Origin of the sequence: Pseudomonas synxantha BG33R, assembly GCF_000263715.2 — a bacterium.
GTDB classification, from domain to species: Bacteria; Pseudomonadota; Gammaproteobacteria; order Pseudomonadales; family Pseudomonadaceae; genus Aquipseudomonas; species Aquipseudomonas synxantha_A.
Genome location: NZ_CM001514.1, coordinates 1195874 through 1215494, shown reverse-complemented (window position 1 = coordinate 1215494; position 19621 = coordinate 1195874). Strand labels below are relative to the sequence as shown.

Below are 19621 nucleotides of genomic sequence, written 5' to 3'. Positions count from 1 at the left end.
TAGAGCCCTCCCCTATTTGAAAGGAACTCGTCATGCCGTCCGCCGCTGCTGCATCGGCCCTCAACCCGCCGAGCGCCGCCAGAAATGCCCTGGCCCTCACCGCCGTTTGCCTGGTGGCCCTCATGTTCGGCCTGGAAATCTCCAGCGTGCCGGTGATCCTGCCGACGCTGGAACAGGAATTGGGTACCGGCTTTCAAGACGCCCAATGGATCATGAATGCCTACACCCTGGCCTGCACCAGCGTGCTGATGGCGGCGGGCACGCTGGCGGATCGCTTCGGTAGGCGGCGCGTGCTGGTGCTGTGTCTATGGGTGTTCGCCCTGGCCTCGCTGGCGTGTGGCCTGGCCAACGATGCGCCGACACTGATCGTGGCGCGATTCATCCAGGGCATTGGCGCCGGCGCGATGATGATTTGCCAGTTTGCCATCTTGTCCCACCAGTTCCGCGAACCGGCGGCGCGGGCGCGAGCCTTCGCGATATGGGGCGTGATTGCCGGCGTGGGCCTGGGTTTCGGGCCGATGATCGGGGCAGTGATACTGGCCGTGGCGGACTGGCGCTGGGTTTTCCTGGTGCATGTACCACTGACCTTGTTTACCTTGGCGCTGCTGCACATCAGCGTGCAGGAATCCCGTGACCCGGCCAGCCATCGCCTCGACATTGCCGGCATGTTGACCATGACGCTGGCGGTGTTTGCGCTGGTCTACTTCATCACCCAAGGCAGCGAGAACGGTTTCGGCACCCCGGCGATGCTCGGCTGGGCCGGCCTGTCGGTCTTCGGACTGCTGCTGTTTATCTTGATTGAGCGGCGCAGCGCCCATCCGATGTTCGACTTCTCGGTGTTCCGCATCCAACGTTTCAACGGCGCCTTGATGGGCTCAATCGGCATGAACTTCAGCTTCTGGCCGTTCATGATCTACTTGCCACTGTATTTCCAGGCGGGCCTGGGTTACGACACGCTGACCACCGGCGCGGCGCTGCTCGCGTACACCTTGCCCACTTTGTTGGTGCCGCCATTGGCCGAACGCCTGGCCCTGCGCTTTGGCGCCGAATGCATCATCCCCCTGGGCCTGGGGACGATGGGCGCAGGTTTTTTGGGCATGGCCGCGGTTAATTACGCCGAACAGCCCAGCACAGCACTGGTGCTGCTCAGTTGCGCGATCGCCGGCATTGGGCTGGCACTGACCAATTCGCCGACCACCAATACCACCACCGGCGCCGTCTCGACTGACCGCGCAGGCATGGCCTCGGGCATCGACTTCAGCGCACGGCTGATCACCCTGGCGCTCAACATCGCATTGATGGGGCTGGTGCTGTTGCTCGGAATCAGCCATCACCTGGCCAATGTATTGCCGGCCAGCACGGCGGCGGATTGGGCAACCCTCAGCCAGCATATTGCGGCGGGCAAGCTGAACGCGCCTGGACTCACACGCCTGGAGGCACAGACGGCCCTGCGTAGCGGCGCTGGTTGGGCCATGCTGTTTGCGGGCTTGGGCGCTTGCGGGTTGGCCGCTCTGAGCCGGTATTTCTTCCAGCGACGGCGTTGAACGAAAACGGGCCTGCATATGCAGGCCCGTTTTCAGTGGGGAATGAAAAAACAGTTAGCTGTTAATAACAGCGTTTTCGTTTTCCAGGAATTCCTCTTCCAGCGCGTCTTCATTCACTTTGTTGATCGGCTGGTTTTTCCCGGCAGCGCGAGGCTTGCCTTGCAGTTTGCCGAACAAGTGTTCCAGCGCATGATCCAGCTTGGTGGCGGCGCCATCGATCGCTTGCTCCAGCGTATCGGCTTTATGGCACACGGAAACTGGCTGGTGGCCCTTTGGCCGTGCTTCCAGGCGGCAACTTAAATCGTGGGGTCCGGGCTTGTCGCCGTTCTCGTCCCGCAGGTAGACCTCAACGCGGGTCAGGTCTTCTTCATAACGTTCGAGCGTGCTCTCAATGGTAGTACGTACCCACTCCTCCAGTCGGATGCTGCTTTCAATATGGTTATCGCTATTGACTTGGATTTGCATAGTTCTTCCCTTATTTCAGCTAGCTCGCCAGAGATCACAAACTGCAACACCGGGGTGGTGAAACCATGACCTCTTGATTACACAATTGAGCACCTGCTGAAACAATTCAACCCCTTTGCAAAGATAAATCCCACATTACAAATTAACCCTGACGACGAGCAAAAACGCTGGTAGGGTGGGGAGTTAGTTACAACTTCTTACGTCCTGTTTCCTCACAATTGCCCCTCTCCCAACGGGTGCAAACCGCGAAAAATCCCTGCTTCCTCCACCAGCCAGTCGTGCACCGCGCGCACGCCGGGGTGGCTCAATGCACCTGGCGCATACAGCAGCACATAGCGCTTATGGTTGGGCACGGCCAGGCCAAACGGCACAATCAGGGTGCCGCGCTCCAGTTCATCATTGAGCAACGTGCGCCGCGCAATCGCTACCCCCATGCCGGCAATGGCGGCTTCGATGGTCAGGTGGTTGCGGTTGAAGGTATGCCCGCGCCGCACGTCGGCACCGTGGTGGCCGATGGCATTCAGGTAGAACTCCCACTCGGCATATTCATAACTCCCACGCCAGGCAGTGATGTCGTGCAGCAGCGGAAAATGCGCCAGATCGGCCGGGCCATGCAACGGCGGCCGTCCACGTAGAAGGCTGGGGGCGCACACCGGGAATATCTGCTCGTCCAACAGGGCTGTGGATAACAAGCCGGGGTAGCTGCCATCGTTGAGGTCGATGGCCAGGTCGAAGTCGCCTTCATGCAGGGCGATGCTGCTGTCTTCGGCGACCATGCGCAGTTGGATGTCGGGAAAGCGCTGCTGCAAACGTGGCAGGCGCGGGGTCAGCCACTTGCCGAGAAACGAGGGGATCGAGCGCAGGCGCAGGGTGCCGCTGATCATCCCGGCATCCAAGCGCTGCAACTCCGCATCAATGCTCCCGTAAGCCTCGCCGACCACCGCCGCCAGGCGCTGCCCCTCGGCGCTGAGTTCAACCCCGCGGGCGCGCCGATGAAACAGCCGAAAGCCCAGGCGCTCCTCCAACTGGCGAATCTGCTGGCTCACCGCCCCCGGCGTGATGTGCAGTTCTTCGGCGCAGCGGGTGAACGACAGATGCCGTGCAGCGCAAGAAAACACATGCAGCCACACATAGGTCTGGCCGTGAAGGGGGCGGGTCATAGCGTTTAGTCCTGCTAAAGGGTGTCTTAGGATAATTCGTTGGTCAGTGCCGATCCAGAGGCTCAGTATCGCGCCAATTCCGCCTGCTCTACAAAACATGGCAGCGATTTCTACTCCATTGCTTGTAAGGCTTTAGCATGGCTATCAGTGTTTTCGATCTATTCAAGGTGGGCATTGGCCCCTCCAGCTCCCATACCGTCGGCCCGATGCGCGCTGCCGCGACGTTCGCCCAGGCCCTGACCGATCAGCATTTGCTCAGCCAAACCCGCCGCGTTGAAGTGCGCCTGTACGGCTCGCTGTCCGCCACCGGCGTAGGCCATGCCACTGATCGCGCCTGTGTGATGGGCTTGATGGGCGAATGGCCGGACCGCGTCGATCCCACCTCGATCAATGCGCGTATCCAGCAACTGCGCGAGTCGGGTCAATTGCTGTTGGCCGGCTCCCAGGCAATCGCTTTCAACTGGCACACCGACCTGTTGCTGCTGGATGAAAGCCTGCCTTACCACCCCAACGCCATGTCCCTGCACGCCTATGGCGACAACGGCCTGCTGAGCGAGCAGACCTATTACTCGGTAGGCGGTGGTTTCATCATCGAGGCCGCCGAAGCCGCATCAGGCATTGCGCCGACCAGCGACGTGCAATTGCCCTACGACTTTTCCAGTGCTGTGGAACTGCTGGCGTTGTGCAACAAGCACGGCTTGCGGGTTTCTGAACTGATGATGGCCAACGAACGTGCGTGGCGCAGCGACGAAGACATCCGCAGCGGCCTGCTGCACATCTGGTCGGTGATGCGCGAATGCGTGGAACAGGGCCTGCGCGATGAAGGCATCCTGCCCGGCGGCCTGGACGTGCCGCGCAGGGCGGCGAAATTGCACCGCAGCCTGCTGGAAATCGGCAAACCCAATGTGATCACTTCAACCTTGTCGGCGATGGAATGGGTCAACCTGTTCGCCCTCGCCGTCAACGAAGAAAACGCCGCCGGCGGGCGCATGGTCACTGCCCCGACCAATGGCGCGGCCGGCATCATCCCGGCGGTGCTGCATTACTACATGAAATTCAACGCCGACGCGTCTGACGACGATGTGGTCAATTTCTTCCTGGCCGCCGCCGCCGTCGGCATCCTCTGCAAGAAAAACGCCTCGATCTCCGGCGCCGAAGTCGGCTGCCAGGGCGAAGTGGGCTCGGCCTGCGCCATGGCCGCGGCCGGCCTGGCCGATATTCTCGGCGCCACCCCCGAGCAACTGGAAAACGCCGCCGAAATCGGCCTGGAACATAACCTCGGCCTGACCTGCGACCCGGTCGGCGGCCTGGTGCAGGTGCCGTGCATCGAGCGTAATGCCATTGCCGCGGTCAAGGCGATCAACGCCACGCAAATGGCCCTGCGCGGTGACGGCAAGCACTTCATTTCCCTCGACCGGGTCATCCGCACCATGCGCGATACCGGCGCCGATATGCATGACAAATACAAAGAAACTTCACGGGGCGGCCTGGCGGTCAGCTGGGTGGAGTGCTGATCGGAGCACTGCTACCCGCCCCAACGTGAGCCCGCGCAAAAATAATAACGAGGCAATACCGATGACTGATGTACGTACACCTGCTGCCGAAAATCCTGTATCCGAAGCAAGCGTGACCACCGGCTGGACCAAACACGACACCACCTGGATGCTCGGCCTCTACGGCACCGCCATCGGCGCCGGCACCCTGTTCCTGCCGATCAACGCCGGCGTCGGCGGTTTCTGGCCGCTGATCGTACTGGCGCTGCTGGCTTTTCCGATGACTTTCTTCGCCCACCGTGGGCTGACGCGCTTTGTGTTGTCGGGTAAATCCGGCGACATCACCGAAGTGGTCGAGGAACACTTTGGTGTCGGCGCCGGCAAGCTGATCACCCTGCTCTACTTCTTTGCGATCTTCCCGATCCTGCTGGTGTACAGCGTGGCACTGACCAACACATTGGGCAGTTTCATGGAGCACCAACTGCACATGACCCCACCGCCCCGTGCGATCTTGTCCCTGGTGCTGATCCTCGGCCTGATGGCCATCGTGCGTTGTGGCCAGGGTGTGATCGTCAAGGCCATGAGTGTGCTGGTGTACCCTTTCGTTGCTGCGCTGTTGCTATTGGCTGTCAGCCTGATTCCCAACTGGAATGGCGCGTTCTTCGCCTCCGCCAGCGAAGGCATGCCGCTGCCGCTGTTCTTCAAGACGCTGTGGCTGGCGATCCCGGTGATGGTGTTCTCGTTCAACCACTCACCGATCATCTCCGCTTTCGCCGTGGACCAGAAGCGCGTCTACGGCGCCCAGGCCGAGCGAAAAAGCAGCGGCATCCTCGCCACCGCCCACACCATGATGGTGCTGACCGTGATGTTCTTCTGCTTCAGTTGCGTACTGGCGCTATCGCCCGCTGACCTGGCCGCCGCCAAGGCGCAGAACATCTCGATCCTGTCGTACCTGGCCAACCACTTCCAAACCCCGGTGATCGCCTACGCCGCGCCGCTGATCGCACTGGTGGCGATTACCAAATCGTTCCTGGGCCACTACATCGGTGCCAGCGAAGGCTTCCAGGGCTTGATCGTCAAATCCCTGCGCGGGCGCAACCGCTCGATGTCGACAAAATGGCTGGAACGCTCCACCGCGCTGTTCATGGTGCTGACCTGCTGGGCCGTGGCCACCTTCAACCCAAGCATCCTGGGCATGATCGAAACCATGGGCGGGCCGATTATCGCGTGCCTGCTGTTCCTGATGCCGATGTACGCGATTCGCCGCGTGCCATCGCTGCGCCAGTATTCGGGCCAGCTGTCGAACGTGTTTGTAGTGGTGATCGGGTTGATTGCGCTGTCTGCGATCGTTTTTTCCGTGATGCCCTGAAATAGCTCACCTGCCTGAGTAACAACACAGACCCAATGTGGGAGGGGGCTTGCCCCCGATAGCAGTCTTTCAGCCGAGTATTTATTGGCTGATACACCGCTATCGGGGGCAAGCCCCCTCCCACATTGAGCTTCCAACGCCTGTACGGCACGGCCCTTGCTGTAGAACTTTTGAGGAAAACGGAATTTGGCCGATGGTCAGGCAATGCGAACTAATCCTGACACCGGCCGTCAATGACTGCATGTTCTTATCAGGCGGTAACGCACCATGGACAATCCTTTTCAGATCATCACCGACACCTTCACCCCCCAATACCGCGTCAATCTGAGCATCCAGCGGCTGGACGGCAGCATCATGCTCACCCTCTCGGACGACACCGGCGTGGTGGCCAAGCGCATGATCAGCGCCGAACAGCGCAACGACCCGCAGCGCCTCAAACGCCTGGTGCAAAGCATCCAGTTCGGTATCGCCATCGAACAGGGTCATAGCGCCGTGGAAATCCTCGAACTGATGACGGACGGCGACAGCCACAAACTCCTGCAGCGCCCGCCTGCCCGCACCCTGCCCTTCAGCGTGGGGCTTTAAAGCTCGCCCTTCTCGGTCTCCAGGCTCGCCTCGCCTTTGCGACGCGGGCTTTCGACCTTCACCGAAGGGAACGCCGACGACGCATAGCGCACCACCAGAATGGCAAACGCCAACAACAGAATTCCGCCGCACAGGTAGATGATGCCCACATCCGGCGGGTTGTGGTGCGACACGTTGGAGATCAGCAAACGCGTAAGCGCGGTGATTGCCACATAGATCAGGAAGCGTACCGGCATGTGGTTGGTCTTGAAGTAAATCCCGACCATCGCGCCCAGTTCCAGGTAGATGAACAGCAGCAAGATGTCATCGATCTTGATGTGCCCATTTTCCAGCATCCCCAAAAACTCCATCACCGCTGCCCAGGCGGTCACCGCACCAATGGCAAACAACGCCAGGTAGTGAAACGACTCGACAAACAGATTGCCCAGGGATTCGGCCAGCCCGTGGACTTGCTGGCGCAGCCTTTCGGCCCAGTTGATTTTCACGATGATGCTTCCTTAGGTCGGTTCGACCGGATAATGCGGGTTGGACGTGACGGTTGTTCTGTATGCAGAAAAAAGGCCATAGACAGGGTATTGAGATGATGGCGGGCTGATATTAGGCACTTAATCAATCTTTGTGGCGAGAGAGCTTGCTCCCGCTGGGGTGCGCAGCGCCCCCCTTTCCCAGCTACATTAAAAACCTACTATCCAAACCCCGGCGTTTGGCTTATCCTTTTCACTGTATGCAAATACAGTAGTCGCAAAAGACAACTATCGTGAAGGCATGTGAGGTGGTGAATGGCCGTCGAAGTGGTATACCGCAGCAGCCGAGATCTGGAGCGTTTGTTCATGGATAAAGCCGAAGCTGACCGTCATGACAAGATGCTTGAACTCGCTGAGTTGCTGGCAGAGGTGTTGCAAAAAGCCGTGCCATCTTTGAGTGAGCAGCAGGTGGAGGAAGCCGGGATCTACATGGCGAAGAACCGCGATGTATTTGCCAAGGCATTCAAAAGCCAGCCGGACGCGTTGTCCGAGTTGCTGAACGCGGTGGCAGAGTAAAGCCCGAATTGAACAGGCCCTGAATCATGGATTCAGGGCCTTTTTAATGCCCGGCCTATTTGTACAGCAGACGTTCGGCCAGCTCATCGGCGACCCGTGCGGGGGAGCGCTTTTCGGCTTGGGCGTGGGCGAAGATTTCGGTCAGGCGCGTGCCAATGTTCGACAGGTGCGCGGTAATCCCGGGCAGGTCGGTGCCGGCGTGTTTGAGGGCGACGTAGATCAGGCCGCCGGAGTTGATCACGTAGTCCGGGGCATAGAGGATGCCGCGGCCTTCCAACTGGTCGGCGATGTCCAGGTTGGTCAATTGTGCGCTGGCCGAACCTGCCACGGCGGCGCACCGCAACTGGCCGACGCTGTTGCGGTTGAATACAGCGCCGACGCCGCAGGGCGCGAGGATGTCGCAGGGGGTGCTGAGCAAGGCATCGTTGGCAATCGGGTGGGCGCCCAGTTGTTCCATGGCCAGTTGCACCTTGCCGTGGTCGATGTCGCTGACCAACAGTTCTGCACCCGCAGCGTGCAGTTGCTCGGCCAGGGCATAACCGACGTTGCCCAGGCCCTGCACCGCTACGCGCAAGCCTTCAAGGTTGTCGCTGCCCAGGCGCGCCATGGCGGTGGTACGGATGCCGGTAAATACACCCATGGCGGCATGAGGCGCAGGGTCGCCGGCGGCGGTGGTGCTGGTGACGAAGCGAGTGTGCTGGGCGATGCAATCCATGTCGGCGACCGAGGTGCCGCTGTCGATCGAGGTAATGAAACGGCCGTCGAGTTTTTCGATACAGCGGCCAAACGCCTCGAATAGCGCGGCGCGGCTCTCCACGTGCACAGGGCGGATGATGACCGCCGTACCGCCGCCCACCGCCAGCCCGGCCAGTGCAGCCTTGTAACTCATGCCTTGGGCCAGGCGCGCGGCATCGGCCACGGCACTGTCATCGTTGGGGTAAGCCAGGTAGCGACAGCCGCCCAAGGCAGGCCCCAGGCGACTGTTATGGATGGCGATGATCGCTTTCAGCCCGGTCACCGGGTCGACGCTCAGGTGCAGCGATTCAAGGCGGGTGCTGTGCATGAGCGCAAACATCAATGAGCTCCCGAATCACTTTTGGTTGTGGGCAAAGTATAGGCTCGCGGCAGAAAACTGCTGGATTTCACTGGAATAAGCCGCGCTGTTTCGTAAGATCCAAGACATAAGCACGCAGGATATTTTTCAAGATACTGGACGAAATTTCCTGGCAAGGCTAAAACGGGGCATCCGCCGGAGAACGCGATGAATCCCCGCACAGCCTTTTTCGCCTGCCTGGACCGTTCACCCCCTGCGCTGTTTGAAGCCGCGCTGTGGATGGCTGCCGAACACGATGCCAGCGTACAGCCGTTGCTGATCCTGCAAGAGCTGCGTGTGCTGCAACAGCAGGTCAGCCTGGGCATGCCCCTGTTGCCGGCCGATGAACTCGGCCAGCCGCTGTTGCGGCGTCTGAATGACCTGGGGTTTGCCCAGGATGACCAGACCCCGTTGCGCCCCGCCGCCGCGCTGCTCGACAAAGTGCTGCGGCGAAAACGCGGGCAACCCTTGGCCATGGGCCTGATCGCTCTGGAAATGGCACGGCGCCTGGATATCCCCATGGTCGGGGTAAATTTCCCTGGCCACTTCCTGCTACGCGTACCCGGTGCCGACCACCTGCTGGACCCGTGCGGCGGTCGACGCCTGTACCCCAACGATTGTCGCGAACTGCTGCACCGGCAATACGGGCCAAAACTCAACTTGCACGCCGACCACCTGCACACCGCCGAGCCTAGGGCGATCCTGCAGCGGCTGTCACGTAACCTGCGCCAACTGCACCTCGCCAACGACGATCCCCTGGCTGCCCTGGTGGACGCCGAGCGCGTACTGGAACTGGGCAATGCCAGCGCCGCCGACTACCTTGCACGCGCCAGCCTATACCAGCGCCTGGATTGCCCGAGTGCCGAGCGCTTTGACCTGGAACATGCGTTGATGCTCAGCGAAGACCCGATCCAGCGCCTGCGCCTGACCGAGCGGCTGGGGCACCTGCCGCCCAATTCAGTGGTGCATTGACCTAGGGGGCGTTCTCAATTAGTTTCCCCGCCGCGTTGTCGCCTTAAAGCGGGCCAGGCAAGGCGCAGGCCGCAGGGAATGGTTGTTCCCTTTCCAAGGCCTGCAACGCAGGCTGGCCCGCTTTAAGGCACAACCCGAAGGGCCTGCTGTTGTGCAGGGCTGCGTTGCTCGAAGCTTATTTGGAATGACCAAACCACGCTTCTCGCGCCTTGCCCTGCACAACAGCAGACCCGGCGCGACGGGGAAACTAATTGAGAACGCCCCCCTAGGTGCGATTGAGAATATCGCCAGGCACTGGCGTTTTTAGCGTAGTGGAGCCCGGCGCCCGCACCTGAATAATCAACAGCGCCGCAATCACGGCCGGAATCGCACAGAAGAAGAAAATCTGCTGCACCGGTATATGCATCGCCAGCAACATACTGCCGAACAGCGGCCCCAGGATTGATCCAAAACGCCCTACCCCCAACGCCCAGCCTGTGCCGGTGGCGCGCACCTGCGCCGGGTAGAAATTGCTCGCAAAGGCATTGAGGGTCAGTTGCCCGCCGATGATGCAGAACCCGGCAGCGAACACGCAGGCCACCAGGTAACGTGGATTGTCGTGGTTCAAGCCCAGCAGGATGGTGCACAACGCAGCCGCCGCCAGCACCCCGGACAACAGTCGCACCTTGCTTTTCAGGCGGTCGGCAAACCAGGCCATGAGGATGGCGCCCAAGGTGCCGGCAAACAGGAACATGGACGTGACCAGGTTGGCTTCGTTCAGCGCCAGGCCGCTTTCGAGCAACAGCGATGGCAACCAACTGATCATGAAATACAGCAAAATCAGGCTGACAAAAAAGGTCGCCCAGATCAGCAGCGTCGGGCGCGCGTAGCCGTTGCGAAACAGCTCCACCACCGTCAGTTTGCTGCCTTGTTCCTGCAGGTTTTCAGCTTCGGTCGCGGGCGGCGGTTGCCAGTCGGGCAGCATCCGCGCCGTGACTTTGCGCAGACGCAGATACGGCGGCGCATCGCGCAACAGGCGTGGCAAGGATTCGGGCAACAGCCACACCAGGAACGGGAACAGCAGCAACGGTGTTACCCCACCAGCCAGGAACACCGCCTGCCAACCAAAGCTATCGATAAACCCGGCCGCCACAAAGCCGCCTGCCGCGCCGCCGAACGAAAAGCCGCAGGCCGCCAGGGTCACCATCAAGGTGCGCATGCGCGGCGGCGAATATTCAGACATCAATGCCATGGCACTGGGCATTGCGCCTCCCATGCCGATGCCGCAGATAAACCGCGCCGCCATCAGTGTGGTGAGGGAATTGGCAAACACCATCAGTACGGTCAGGCTGGCGTAGATCAGCACACAGGCCAACAGGATGCGCCGCACGCCGAAACGATCCGCCAGCGGTGTCACCAGCAGCGAGCCGAGGGTCAACCCAAGCAGGTTGGCGCTGAATACCGGCCCGAACGCGGCTTTTTCCAGGCCCCAATCCTGAGCCAGTGCCGGCACTACATAGCCCAGCACCTGGGCGTCGTAGCCATCGGTGACCAGCAGCAACGCCAGCAACACGAGAATCAACCACTGGTAGCGCGACACCGGACGGGCGTCGAGTGCCGCGCGAAAGCTGGCAATCTGATTGTGCATCGCAAGGTACCTTTATTTTTTATTAGGTTGGCACGATCAAATGTGGGAGGGGCTATGGCGTGTCAGGTTGATTGGCGGGGTGGGCCTGCACGAAGGCCGGATGTTGGGCCGCCAACGCCGCCACTCGCCCTATGCGCGAGTACGCCGCCAAGGGCACCTTGAAACGCTCGGCCGCGTACAACTGCGGGATCAGAAACGTATCGGCCAAGCCCGGCTGCTCGCCAAAGCAAAACCCTGTGTCGCCAATCAACTGCTCCACCGCGCCCAGGCCCTGACTGATCCAGTGCCCGATCCACTCCAGCAATTGCGCCTCATCGTGCCCCCACTTGCGCAACAGGTTCTGCGTGCTGGAGTTGTGCAGCGGGTGGATATCGCAGGCGATGATCGACGCTACCGCCCGTTCATGGGCACGGGCTGCCGGATCACTTGAGAGCAGTGGCACCTGTGGATAACGCTCCTCCAGATATTCGATGATCGCCTGCGACTGGATCAACGTCTGCCCTTGATCAGTACGCAACGCCGGCACACGTCCTTGAGGGTTGATCGCCAGGTACTCGGGCTGGTGATTGGCGCCGCCTGCCGGGACCAGCAGGTTGACTGGCAGCGCGGTGAAATCCAGGCCCTTGAGCGCCAGGGCAATACGTACCCGATACGACGCGGTGGAACGGTAGTAAGTATAGAGTTCCATGACCCTGCCCTCTTAACGTGCCGCAACCACAGTACCGCGGCATTCACCAAAGCCGATGCTGGCAAAACCTTCGCGGCGGCAACGGCCACGCAGGATGATTTCGTCACCATCTTCAAGGAATTTACGTACCTCGCCCGAGGCCAATTCAATCGGCTTCTTGCCGCCTTCGGTAATTTCCAACAGGCTGCCGAACTGCCCCGGCTGCGGCCCGGACAAGGTGCCTGAACCAAACAGGTCGCCGGCCTGCAACTGGCAACCGTTGACGCTGTGGTGCGCAACCATTTGCGCCACTGTCCAGTACATATGCTCGGTATTGCTCAAGGTCAGGCGATGGGCGGGCAGGTTCTGCTCGCGCATTGAGGCTGTGGTGAGCAGCACTTCCAGCTCGATATCAAAGGCGCCCGCGTTCTGATCACGTTTATCCAGCAGATACGGCAGCGGTTGCGGGTCGCCCTCGGGCCGCGCCGGTTGCGCTTTGCGAAAGGGCTCCAGCGCTTCGGCGGTCACCACCCATGGCGAAATACTGGTGATAAAGCTTTTCGACAGGAACGGGCCCAGCGGCTGGTATTCCCAGGCCTGGATATCTCGCGCCGACCAGTCATTGAGCAGACAGAAACCGGCGATGTGCTCGGCCGCATCGCCGATGGCAATCGCTTCGCCCATGGCATTGCCCTGGCCGATCCAGATGCCCAGCTCCAGTTCGTAGTCCAGGCGCGCGCAGGGGCCGAGCGTCGGTTCGGACTGGCCGGCCGGCAGTGTCTGGCCTTTGGGGCGCCGGACCTGCGTGCCCGACGGGCGAATGGTCGACGCACGGCCGTGGTAACCAATCGGCACGTACTTGTAGTTGGGCAACAGGGGGTTATCCGGGCGAAACAGTTTGCCGACGTTCTGCGCGTGCTCGATGCCGACGTAGAAGTCGGTGTAGTCATTGATCTTCGCCGGCAAGTGCATCTGGCAATCGGCGGCGCGGTGCAGCACCTGCGCTTCGCGCTGTTGCAGCTGGCTGCCTTCGGCCAGCAGCTCCAGCAGGCGCTCGCGTAACGCCACGCGTGGCCCACGGCCAAGTTCAAAAAAAGCGTTCAATTGGCCACCCGCTGTTGCCTCAACGGCACGCCGGGCATCACCGTCAAATTCATCCAGCGCGGCGTGCAGGTCGAGGACCATATCGCCGATCGCCACGCCACAGCGCGGGGCCGAGCCGTTGATACTGAACACGCCCAGGGGCAGGTTCTGCAGGGGGAAATCCGCGTGACCGTTGGCCGAGGCCACCCAGCTGCGGGTCTGCGTTGGTTGCGTCATGGGTTATCTCCGATTCGGGTTGAAGGTGGCGGGCAGTGAGGCCCAGCACGCGTCGTAAGCAGGTTGCAGCTGCGGGCACTCCAGGGCGAACTGGGTCGGGCGCAGCACTTGGCTGGTCTCGAACATGAAGGCCATGGTGTTATCGATCTTGTGCGGCGCCAGGTCCGCATTGATGGCCTTGGTGCAGGTCTCGCCATCCGGGCCATGGGCGCTCATGCAGCTGTGCAGCGACGCGCCGCCGGGCAGGAAGCCTTCGGCCTTGGCATCGTAGGCGCCCTGGATCAGGCCCATGTATTCGTTCATCAGGTTGCGATGGAACCATGGCGGACGGAAGGTATTCTCGGCCACCATCCAGCGCGGCGGGAAGATCACGAAGTCGAGGTTGGCCAGGCCATGTACGCTGGTGGGTGAGGTCAGCACGGTGAAGATCGACGGATCCGGATGATCGAAACTCACCGTGCCGATAGTGTTGAAGCGACGCAGGTCGTATTTGTACGGCACGTTGTTGCCGTGCCAGGCGACCACATTGAGCGGTGAATGGTCCAGCTCGCAGGCCCACAGTTCACCGAGGAATTTCTGTACCAGCGTGGTCGGTTGCTTGAGGTCTTCGTAGCGGGCCACTGGCGTCAGGAAGTCGCGAGGGTTGGCCAAACCGTTGCTGCCGATAGGACCCAGGTCGGGCAGGCGCAGCGGGGCGCCGTGGTTTTCAGCGACGTAGCCGCGAGCCTGCGCGTCCAGCAATTCGATACGGAATTTGAGGCCACGGGGCAGCACGACAATTTCCAGCGGCTCGACGTCCAGCACGCCCAGTTCGGTGGCGATGCGCAGGCGGCCCTGCTCCGGCACGATCAGCAGTTCACCGTCGGCATTGAAGAACACCCGCTCCATGGAACGATTGGCGCGGTAGGTATAGATGCTGATGCCCGAAGGTTTTTCCGACCCCGAGTTGGCAACCATGCCGACCAGTCCATCGATAAAGTCGGTCGGCTCACTCGGAATATCCAGCGGGTTCCAGCGCAGACGATTGGGCGTCACTGCGCCCAAGGGTCCACCGGCCATTTGCCGCGCAAGCTTGACGAACGCCGGGTGATTGGCCGACGGCTGGATGCGATACAGCCACGTGCGCCGCGCTTCACTGCGTGCCATGGTGAAGGCAGTGCCGGAAAACAGTTCGGTGTAGAGCCCGTAGGGGGCTTTTTGCGGTGAGTTCTGGCCGACCGGCAGCGCGCCAGGCAAGGCTTCGCTGGCGAATTCATTGCCAAAGCCCGACAGGTATTCGAGGTCCATGGATCTTCCTCTGTACAGAAGTTGTTTTTATCGTAATCCAGTTACGCATAACGTAATTTGATCACTATCGACCGTCAAGCTATAAAGACGCCCATTCATCTCTCGGATTCTCGCCCTTCCATGGAAAAGCCCCGCGACACCGGTAAACAGAAAGTCCGCTCGGCGGAAGTCGGCACCGATATTCTCAAGGCTCTGGCCGAATTGTCCCCGGCCACCTCGCTGTCGCGCCTGGCCGACCATGTGCAGATGCCGGCGAGCAAGGTCCACCGTTATTTGCAGGCGCTGATTGCCTCCGGCTTTGCCGAGCAGAACACCGCCACCAACCATTACGGCCTGGGCCGGGAGGCTTTGCGCGTGGGGCTGGCGGCGCTGGGCAGCATGGATGTGTTGAAAGTCGGCGCCATGCCCCTGGCCGAGCTGCGCGATGAATTGAATGAGACCTGCTTTCTGGCGGTGTGGGGCAACCAGGGCGCGACCGTGGTACAGATCGAGCCGGCAGTGCGCGCCGTTACCGTGGTGACGCAGTTGGGCTCAGTGCTGCCGCTGCTCAGTTCGTCCACCGGGCTGGTTTTCAGCGCTTACCTGCCGTCACGGGAAACGGTGGAACTGCGCGAACGCGAGATTCAATCCGGCACCGCCCACTCGCTGGCGGACGATCAGGCCTACGCCACGGTGTGCGAGCAAATCCGCAGCCGTGGCCTGCACTTTGTGCATGGCCTGCTGATGCCCGGCGTGGATGCGTTGTCGGCGCCGGTGTTCAATGCGGTCGGGCAAGTGGCGGCAGTGATGACCGTGGTCGGCCCGACCTCACTGTTCCATGCCGATGAAGATGGCCCGGCGGCGCAGCACCTGCTGGCGGCGACCCGGGCCGTGAGTTGGCGCATGGGCTATCAGCCCTGAATCAATCGTCGCTGCGCGACAGCGCAACGGCCACGCGGTCTTCCAGCGCCTTGACCTGCGCGCCGGCCACTACGTAGTTGTTGGTCAGCATCGCGAACACCAGCTTGCGCCCGCCGGCGTCGGTGATGTAACCACTCAATGACGACACGCCGCCCATGGAGCCGGTCTTGGCGTGCAGGTTGTTTTGCGCCTGCGTGTCGCGCAGACGGTAGCGCAGGCTGCCGCCGGTCATGCGGTCAGTGCTGCCGGCAATCGGCAGCGCGTTGTACCAGGCGTCGAACCACGGCTGTTTGCTGGCGGCCAGTAGCAGGTCGGTGAGGGTTTGCGACGACACCAGATTGCGCCGCGAGAGGCCGGAGCCGTCGACCTGACTGAACGTGCTGGTGTCCAGCCCCTGACGCTTGAGAAACCCGGCCACCGCCACGGCGCCCGCCGCTGCCGTGCCGTTGTTGGCGGTCTGGCGACCCATGGCCTTGAGCAAGGCTTCAGACATGTTGTTGTTCGAGAGTTTGAGCAGCGGCACGATCAGCTCCTGCAACGGTGCCGATTGGTGCTCGGCCAGCACCGTCACTGCAGCCGGGCTTGCCCCACCCATCACTCGACGCCCCAATACGGTGATGCCCTGTTGCGCCAAGGCTTGTTCGAATAGATTCGCGACCAGTTGCGTCGGCTCCCAGACGCTGACCAATTGCTGGCTCTGCCGCCCCGGCGCCACTGCGCCGCTGAGCTGCAACAGGTTGGTGCCATGGCGACGGTTGATCCCATAGCTATTGCCCGGCCCACTGATGGCGCGGTTGCTCAGTTGCAGGTAGTCGCTGGGCGGGAAAATATCGACACTCACCGGTGTGCCGGCCCGTAACGGCGCCTTGGCTGTGACCAGCACGCTGCCTGCATCAAAGTCCGCATTGGGTGCCACGGTCAGCGCCGAAATCTGCGCGCCGTAGTAGGTGGTTTCATCGTCATGGGACCAATCCACCCCCAGCCGCTCGGCATCGAACCAGGTGTCGTCGAACACAAGGTCGCCCTGCACCTGGCGCACGCCCTGGCTGGCCAATTGCGCGGCCAGGGTCTGGTAATCGGCAAACTGAACGGTCGGGTCGCCGAGGCCACGCAGGTACAGGTTGCCGGTCAAACGGTCGCCCTGGCGTATGCCATTGCTCAGCAGTTGGGTGGCGAAGCGGTATTGCGGCCCCAGCACATCCATCGCCGCGGCGGTGGTCAGCAACTTGAGGTTGGACGCGGGCACCAGCCGGGTGCGCGGGTTGTGCTGATACAGCGTGGAGCCCGTGCGGGCGTCACGTACCATCAGCGAGACCGTAGCGCCTTGCAGCGCCGGATCGCTCAACAGTTTATCCAGGGTTGCCGGCGTGGAAGTTTGGGAGACGCTGGCGCAGCCGCCCAGTAAAAAACTCAAACCGACCAGCAGGGTGCCGGTGCGTAACCATTTTACAAAGTGCATCGTTGCGTTTTCCATAAGCATGCAATGGCGGCAACGCTAACAGCTCGCTATCAATGTGGCGACCGCTTTCCTGTGGGAGCTGGCTTGCCTGCGATGCAGACAACTCGGTGTATCAGGCAAACCCAGTCGATGCCATCGCAGGCAAGCCAGCTCCCACAGATAAATGAATCAGAAGGTCAAGGTGCTGGACACCGACACCTGCCGCGCATCGCCCATGGACACAAACTGCGTATTCACCGATGAGGTGTAGTAAGTACGATCGAACAGGTTCTTCACATTGAGCTGGAACTTGACCTTCTGCCCTTCAAGCCGGGTGTCATAGCTGGCGAACACATCGGCCACGGTGTAGCTGGGCAGGTCGAAACTGTTGGCCGCGTCACCTGCCCGCTCGCCGACATAACGCGCTCCGGCGCCGACGCGCAGTTGATCGCCGCCCAGGATACTGCCGAAGTCATACACCGCCGACAACGAGCCGGTGCTTTTTGCCACATTCTGCAGGCGATTGCCTTTGAGCTTAGGGTCTTCGGTAACCTCGGCATCGGTATAGGCATAGCTGCCAATCAGGCTCCATTTATCCGTCAGTTGGCCGCTGGCATCCAGCTCCAGACCGCGAGAGCGCACCTTGCCGGCCACGCTGTACTCCGAGGTCAGGCCCTCGCCTACCTGCACCAACACGTTGCGTTTATCGATGGTGAACAGCGCGGCACTGGCGGTGATGCGCCCCGGCAGGTCGAACTTGGTACCCAGCTCCCAGGCTTTGGATTCTTCCGGCTGCAAACTGCCACTCAACACGGTTTTATTGGCCAGCGGCGCGATGGTGGAGTTGGGTTTGAACGACTCGGTATAACTGCCGTAGAACGACAATTGATCAGTGTAGCGATACACCAGCCCGGCCCGTGGTACCCACTTCTGGCCATTGCCGTCGGTGTTGGCGGTAAACGGCACGCCTTTGCCGGCGTATTGGTCGTACATCTGGTAGCGCGCACCGCCGACCAGAATCCATTGATCGTTGAGGTGGATGGCATCCTGGAAGAACAGCGAATCGCTGCGCAGCAGGTCGGTCTGGTTGCTGTCCGGCGCGCTGACTTTGGAACCGGCGACTTCATTGCCGTACACCGGGTTGTTGTAATCGAAGGTGCCCCGCGGCGCCTGGCGGATCAGGTCGGCACGGTAGATCTTGCGGTACTCATCGTCCAGGCCGAACACCAGATCGTGCTGCATACCTGCAACATCGACCTTGCCTTCAAGGCTGGCGGTGGCGAAGCGATCGGTGGTCAACGCGCCCTGGGTACCGTCCATGCTACGGGTCAGAGTGCCGTTGGTGTTGACCTTGACCACGCGCACCTGGCTGGCGTCATAGGTTTCGCGATTCCAGCTGTAGCCGAAGTGAGCCTTCCAGTCGTCGTTCAGATCGTGGTCGACGGTCAGGCGATACAGATCGGAGCGCCCTTCCATATTGTTGAACGGCTCATCCAGACGCCGGGTCGCGGGGATGTTCAGCGGGTGGTTGGTCTTGGGATCGATGGCGGTGCCACGGTCGAACGGCGCGAGAAATTCGCGGTGTTCATAGGCCAGCACCACCTGGGTGGTATCGCCGTACCAGGCCAGGGACGGCGCCACCAGGGTCTCGCGATGGGTGCCGTAGTTACGCCAATAGTCTTCGTCTTCATGATCGACGATCAGGCGATAAGCCAGGCCGCTGTCGCCGAGGGGGCCGGTGGTGTCGAGGTTGCCGCCACTGCCGTTCTTGCCGCTGCCGAAGGTCGAGCCGCGCGCGGTCAGGGAGGTGGACTGCACCAGCTCAGGCTTTTTGCTGACGATATTGACCACGCCGCCCGGGTCCTGGATGCCATACAACAGCGAGGACGGGCCCTTGAGCACTTCAATACGCTCGGCGGTAGCGTTCATGGCACGGCCCTGCACCACCGGCATACCGTCCTTCATGATCGAGCCGTTACGGTTGTCGCCAAAACCACGCAACATCACCGCGTCCTGAGTACTGCCGAGGGTGTTGGACTGGGTGATGCCGCTGATATTGCCCAGGGCGTCATCCAGGTTGCGCGGTTGCTGGTCGCGCAGCACCTGGGCCGGCACCACGTTGACAGTTTGCGGGGTTTCCAGCAGCAACCCATGGGAGCGCATCACCGAACTGGTGGGCGGCGGCTGATAGCTGGTGCTGTCCTGCGTCGGGTTGACCGCGCTGATGGTGGTGGCGCCAAGGTTGACCGCACCGTCGCTGGGCAGCGGCTCCAGGGCCAGGGTGCGAGCGTCGATCTGGCGGAAGGTGAAACCTGTATTGCTCAGCAGACGTTGCAGGGCCTGGGTTGCGCTCATCTGCCCACTGACCGCCGGGGCATTGAGGCCGAAGGGCGCTTCATCGGTGTAGATCACACTGATGCCTGTGACCCGGCTGAACTCGCTCAGGGCCTGGGGCAGTGGTTTGGCTGCCAGGGCAAAATTGAACTGGGCGCTTTGCTGCTCCTGCGCACGCGCAACGCTCAACGGCAGCAACGCCAGCCCTGACACCGCCAGGACCGAGGCTCCCAGCCACTGTTTTACCCAACCACCCGCCGCTGACTTCATGCTGTGAGAACCCGTGTAGAAAACGCTGTTAATGCGAATAGATCGCAGTTTCATGCA

The 19621-nt window shown here is 61.3% G+C and carries 17 protein-coding genes; 7 read left to right on the top strand and 10 right to left on the bottom strand.

The window, feature by feature from the left end; translation table 11 throughout:
• Nucleotides 1-32: 32 nt before the first annotated feature.
• Nucleotides 33-1544, top strand: a complete 1512-nt coding sequence (locus PSEBG33_RS21635) for an MFS transporter (protein ID WP_005785113.1) — start codon at nt 33-35, stop codon at nt 1542-1544.
• A gap of 54 nt (nt 1545-1598) precedes the next feature.
• Here the strand turns inward: PSEBG33_RS21635 and PSEBG33_RS21640 are convergent, their stop codons facing one another.
• Together PSEBG33_RS21640 and PSEBG33_RS21645 are read right to left on the bottom strand one after the other, a co-directional pair.
• Nucleotides 1599-2009 (bottom strand): HPF/RaiA family ribosome-associated protein, encoded by a 411-nt coding sequence (locus PSEBG33_RS21640; RefSeq protein WP_005785111.1) that lies wholly within the window; start codon nt 2007-2009, stop codon nt 1599-1601.
• Nucleotides 2010-2221: 212 nt separating this feature from the next.
• Nucleotides 2222-3169 carry a LysR substrate-binding domain-containing protein gene (locus PSEBG33_RS21645; RefSeq protein WP_005785109.1) on the bottom strand — a complete coding sequence of 316 codons (948 nt, stop codon included), beginning with the start codon at nt 3167-3169 and terminating at the stop codon, nt 2222-2224.
• 137 nt (nt 3170-3306) lie between these two features.
• Between PSEBG33_RS21645 and PSEBG33_RS21650 the strand changes: the two genes are divergently transcribed.
• From PSEBG33_RS21650 to PSEBG33_RS21660, 3 genes are all read left to right on the top strand, one after another.
• Nucleotides 3307-4683, top strand: coding sequence for an L-serine ammonia-lyase (locus PSEBG33_RS21650; protein ID WP_005785108.1), 1377 nt, complete (start codon nt 3307-3309; stop codon nt 4681-4683).
• A 61-nt stretch (nt 4684-4744) separates the two neighbouring features.
• Nucleotides 4745-6031, top strand: coding sequence for a serine/threonine transporter (locus tag PSEBG33_RS21655; RefSeq protein WP_005785105.1), 1287 nt, complete (start codon nt 4745-4747; stop codon nt 6029-6031).
• A gap of 267 nt (nt 6032-6298) precedes the next feature.
• On the top strand, nt 6299-6616 hold the full coding sequence (locus tag PSEBG33_RS21660; protein ID WP_005785103.1) for a DUF3509 domain-containing protein: 318 nt from the start codon (nt 6299-6301) through the stop codon (nt 6614-6616).
• Here PSEBG33_RS21660 and PSEBG33_RS21665 read toward each other — a convergent pair.
• Nucleotides 6613-7101, bottom strand: coding sequence for a phosphate-starvation-inducible protein PsiE (locus PSEBG33_RS21665; protein ID WP_003188808.1), 489 nt, complete (start codon nt 7099-7101; stop codon nt 6613-6615). The two genes, PSEBG33_RS21660 and PSEBG33_RS21665, sit on opposite strands and share 4 nt — an antisense overlap.
• Nucleotides 7102-7395: 294 nt before the next feature.
• On the opposite strand from PSEBG33_RS21665, the gene PSEBG33_RS21670 reads away from it, so the two are divergent.
• Entirely contained in the window at nt 7396-7656 is a 261-nt protein-coding gene (locus PSEBG33_RS21670) for a YebG family protein (protein WP_005785100.1), read from the top strand.
• Between the two features lie 55 nt (nt 7657-7711).
• On the opposite strand, the gene PSEBG33_RS21675 is transcribed toward PSEBG33_RS21670, so the two are convergent.
• Entirely contained in the window at nt 7712-8731 is a 1020-nt protein-coding gene (locus PSEBG33_RS21675; RefSeq protein ID WP_005785098.1) for a Glu/Leu/Phe/Val dehydrogenase family protein, read from the bottom strand.
• Nucleotides 8732-8917: 186 nt separating this feature from the next.
• On the opposite strand from PSEBG33_RS21675, the gene PSEBG33_RS21680 reads away from it, so the two are divergent.
• Nucleotides 8918-9721 carry a SirB1 family protein gene (locus tag PSEBG33_RS21680; protein WP_005785096.1) on the top strand — a complete coding sequence of 268 codons (804 nt, stop codon included), beginning with the start codon at nt 8918-8920 and terminating at the stop codon, nt 9719-9721.
• A 265-nt stretch (nt 9722-9986) separates the two neighbouring features.
• Here PSEBG33_RS21680 and PSEBG33_RS21685 read toward each other — a convergent pair whose 3' ends face one another.
• Genes PSEBG33_RS21685 through hmgA form a run of 4 tightly spaced genes read right to left on the bottom strand, consistent with a single transcriptional unit; the run spans nt 9987 to nt 14622 of the window.
• Nucleotides 9987-11348 carry an MFS transporter gene (locus PSEBG33_RS21685; RefSeq protein WP_005785094.1) on the bottom strand — a complete coding sequence of 454 codons (1362 nt, stop codon included), beginning with the start codon at nt 11346-11348 and terminating at the stop codon, nt 9987-9989.
• 52 nt (nt 11349-11400) lie between these two features.
• A complete protein-coding gene (gene maiA / locus PSEBG33_RS21690) occupies nt 11401-12036 on the bottom strand; it encodes a maleylacetoacetate isomerase (RefSeq protein WP_005785092.1) in 636 nt (211 codons plus the stop codon).
• Between the two features lie 12 nt (nt 12037-12048).
• A complete protein-coding gene (gene fahA, locus PSEBG33_RS21695) occupies nt 12049-13335 on the bottom strand; it encodes a fumarylacetoacetase (protein ID WP_005785089.1) in 1287 nt (428 codons plus the stop codon).
• Between the two features lie 3 nt (nt 13336-13338).
• On the bottom strand, nt 13339-14622 hold the full coding sequence (gene hmgA / locus PSEBG33_RS21700) for a homogentisate 1,2-dioxygenase (protein ID WP_005785087.1): 1284 nt from the start codon (nt 14620-14622) through the stop codon (nt 13339-13341).
• A 120-nt stretch (nt 14623-14742) separates the two neighbouring features.
• Here hmgA and PSEBG33_RS21705 point away from each other — a divergent pair, with 120 nt between their 5' ends.
• Nucleotides 14743-15522, top strand: coding sequence for an IclR family transcriptional regulator (locus PSEBG33_RS21705; RefSeq protein WP_005785085.1), 780 nt, complete (start codon nt 14743-14745; stop codon nt 15520-15522).
• A 1-nt stretch (nt 15523) separates the two neighbouring features.
• Here the strand turns inward: PSEBG33_RS21705 and dacB are convergent, their stop codons facing one another.
• A complete protein-coding gene (dacB, locus tag PSEBG33_RS21710) occupies nt 15524-16981 on the bottom strand; it encodes a D-alanyl-D-alanine carboxypeptidase/D-alanyl-D-alanine-endopeptidase (RefSeq protein WP_005785083.1) in 1458 nt (485 codons plus the stop codon).
• Between the two features lie 168 nt (nt 16982-17149).
• Nucleotides 17150-19564, bottom strand: coding sequence for a TonB-dependent siderophore receptor (locus tag PSEBG33_RS21715; protein ID WP_005785081.1), 2415 nt, complete (start codon nt 19562-19564; stop codon nt 17150-17152).
• Between the last annotated feature and the right edge of the window lie 57 nt (nt 19565-19621).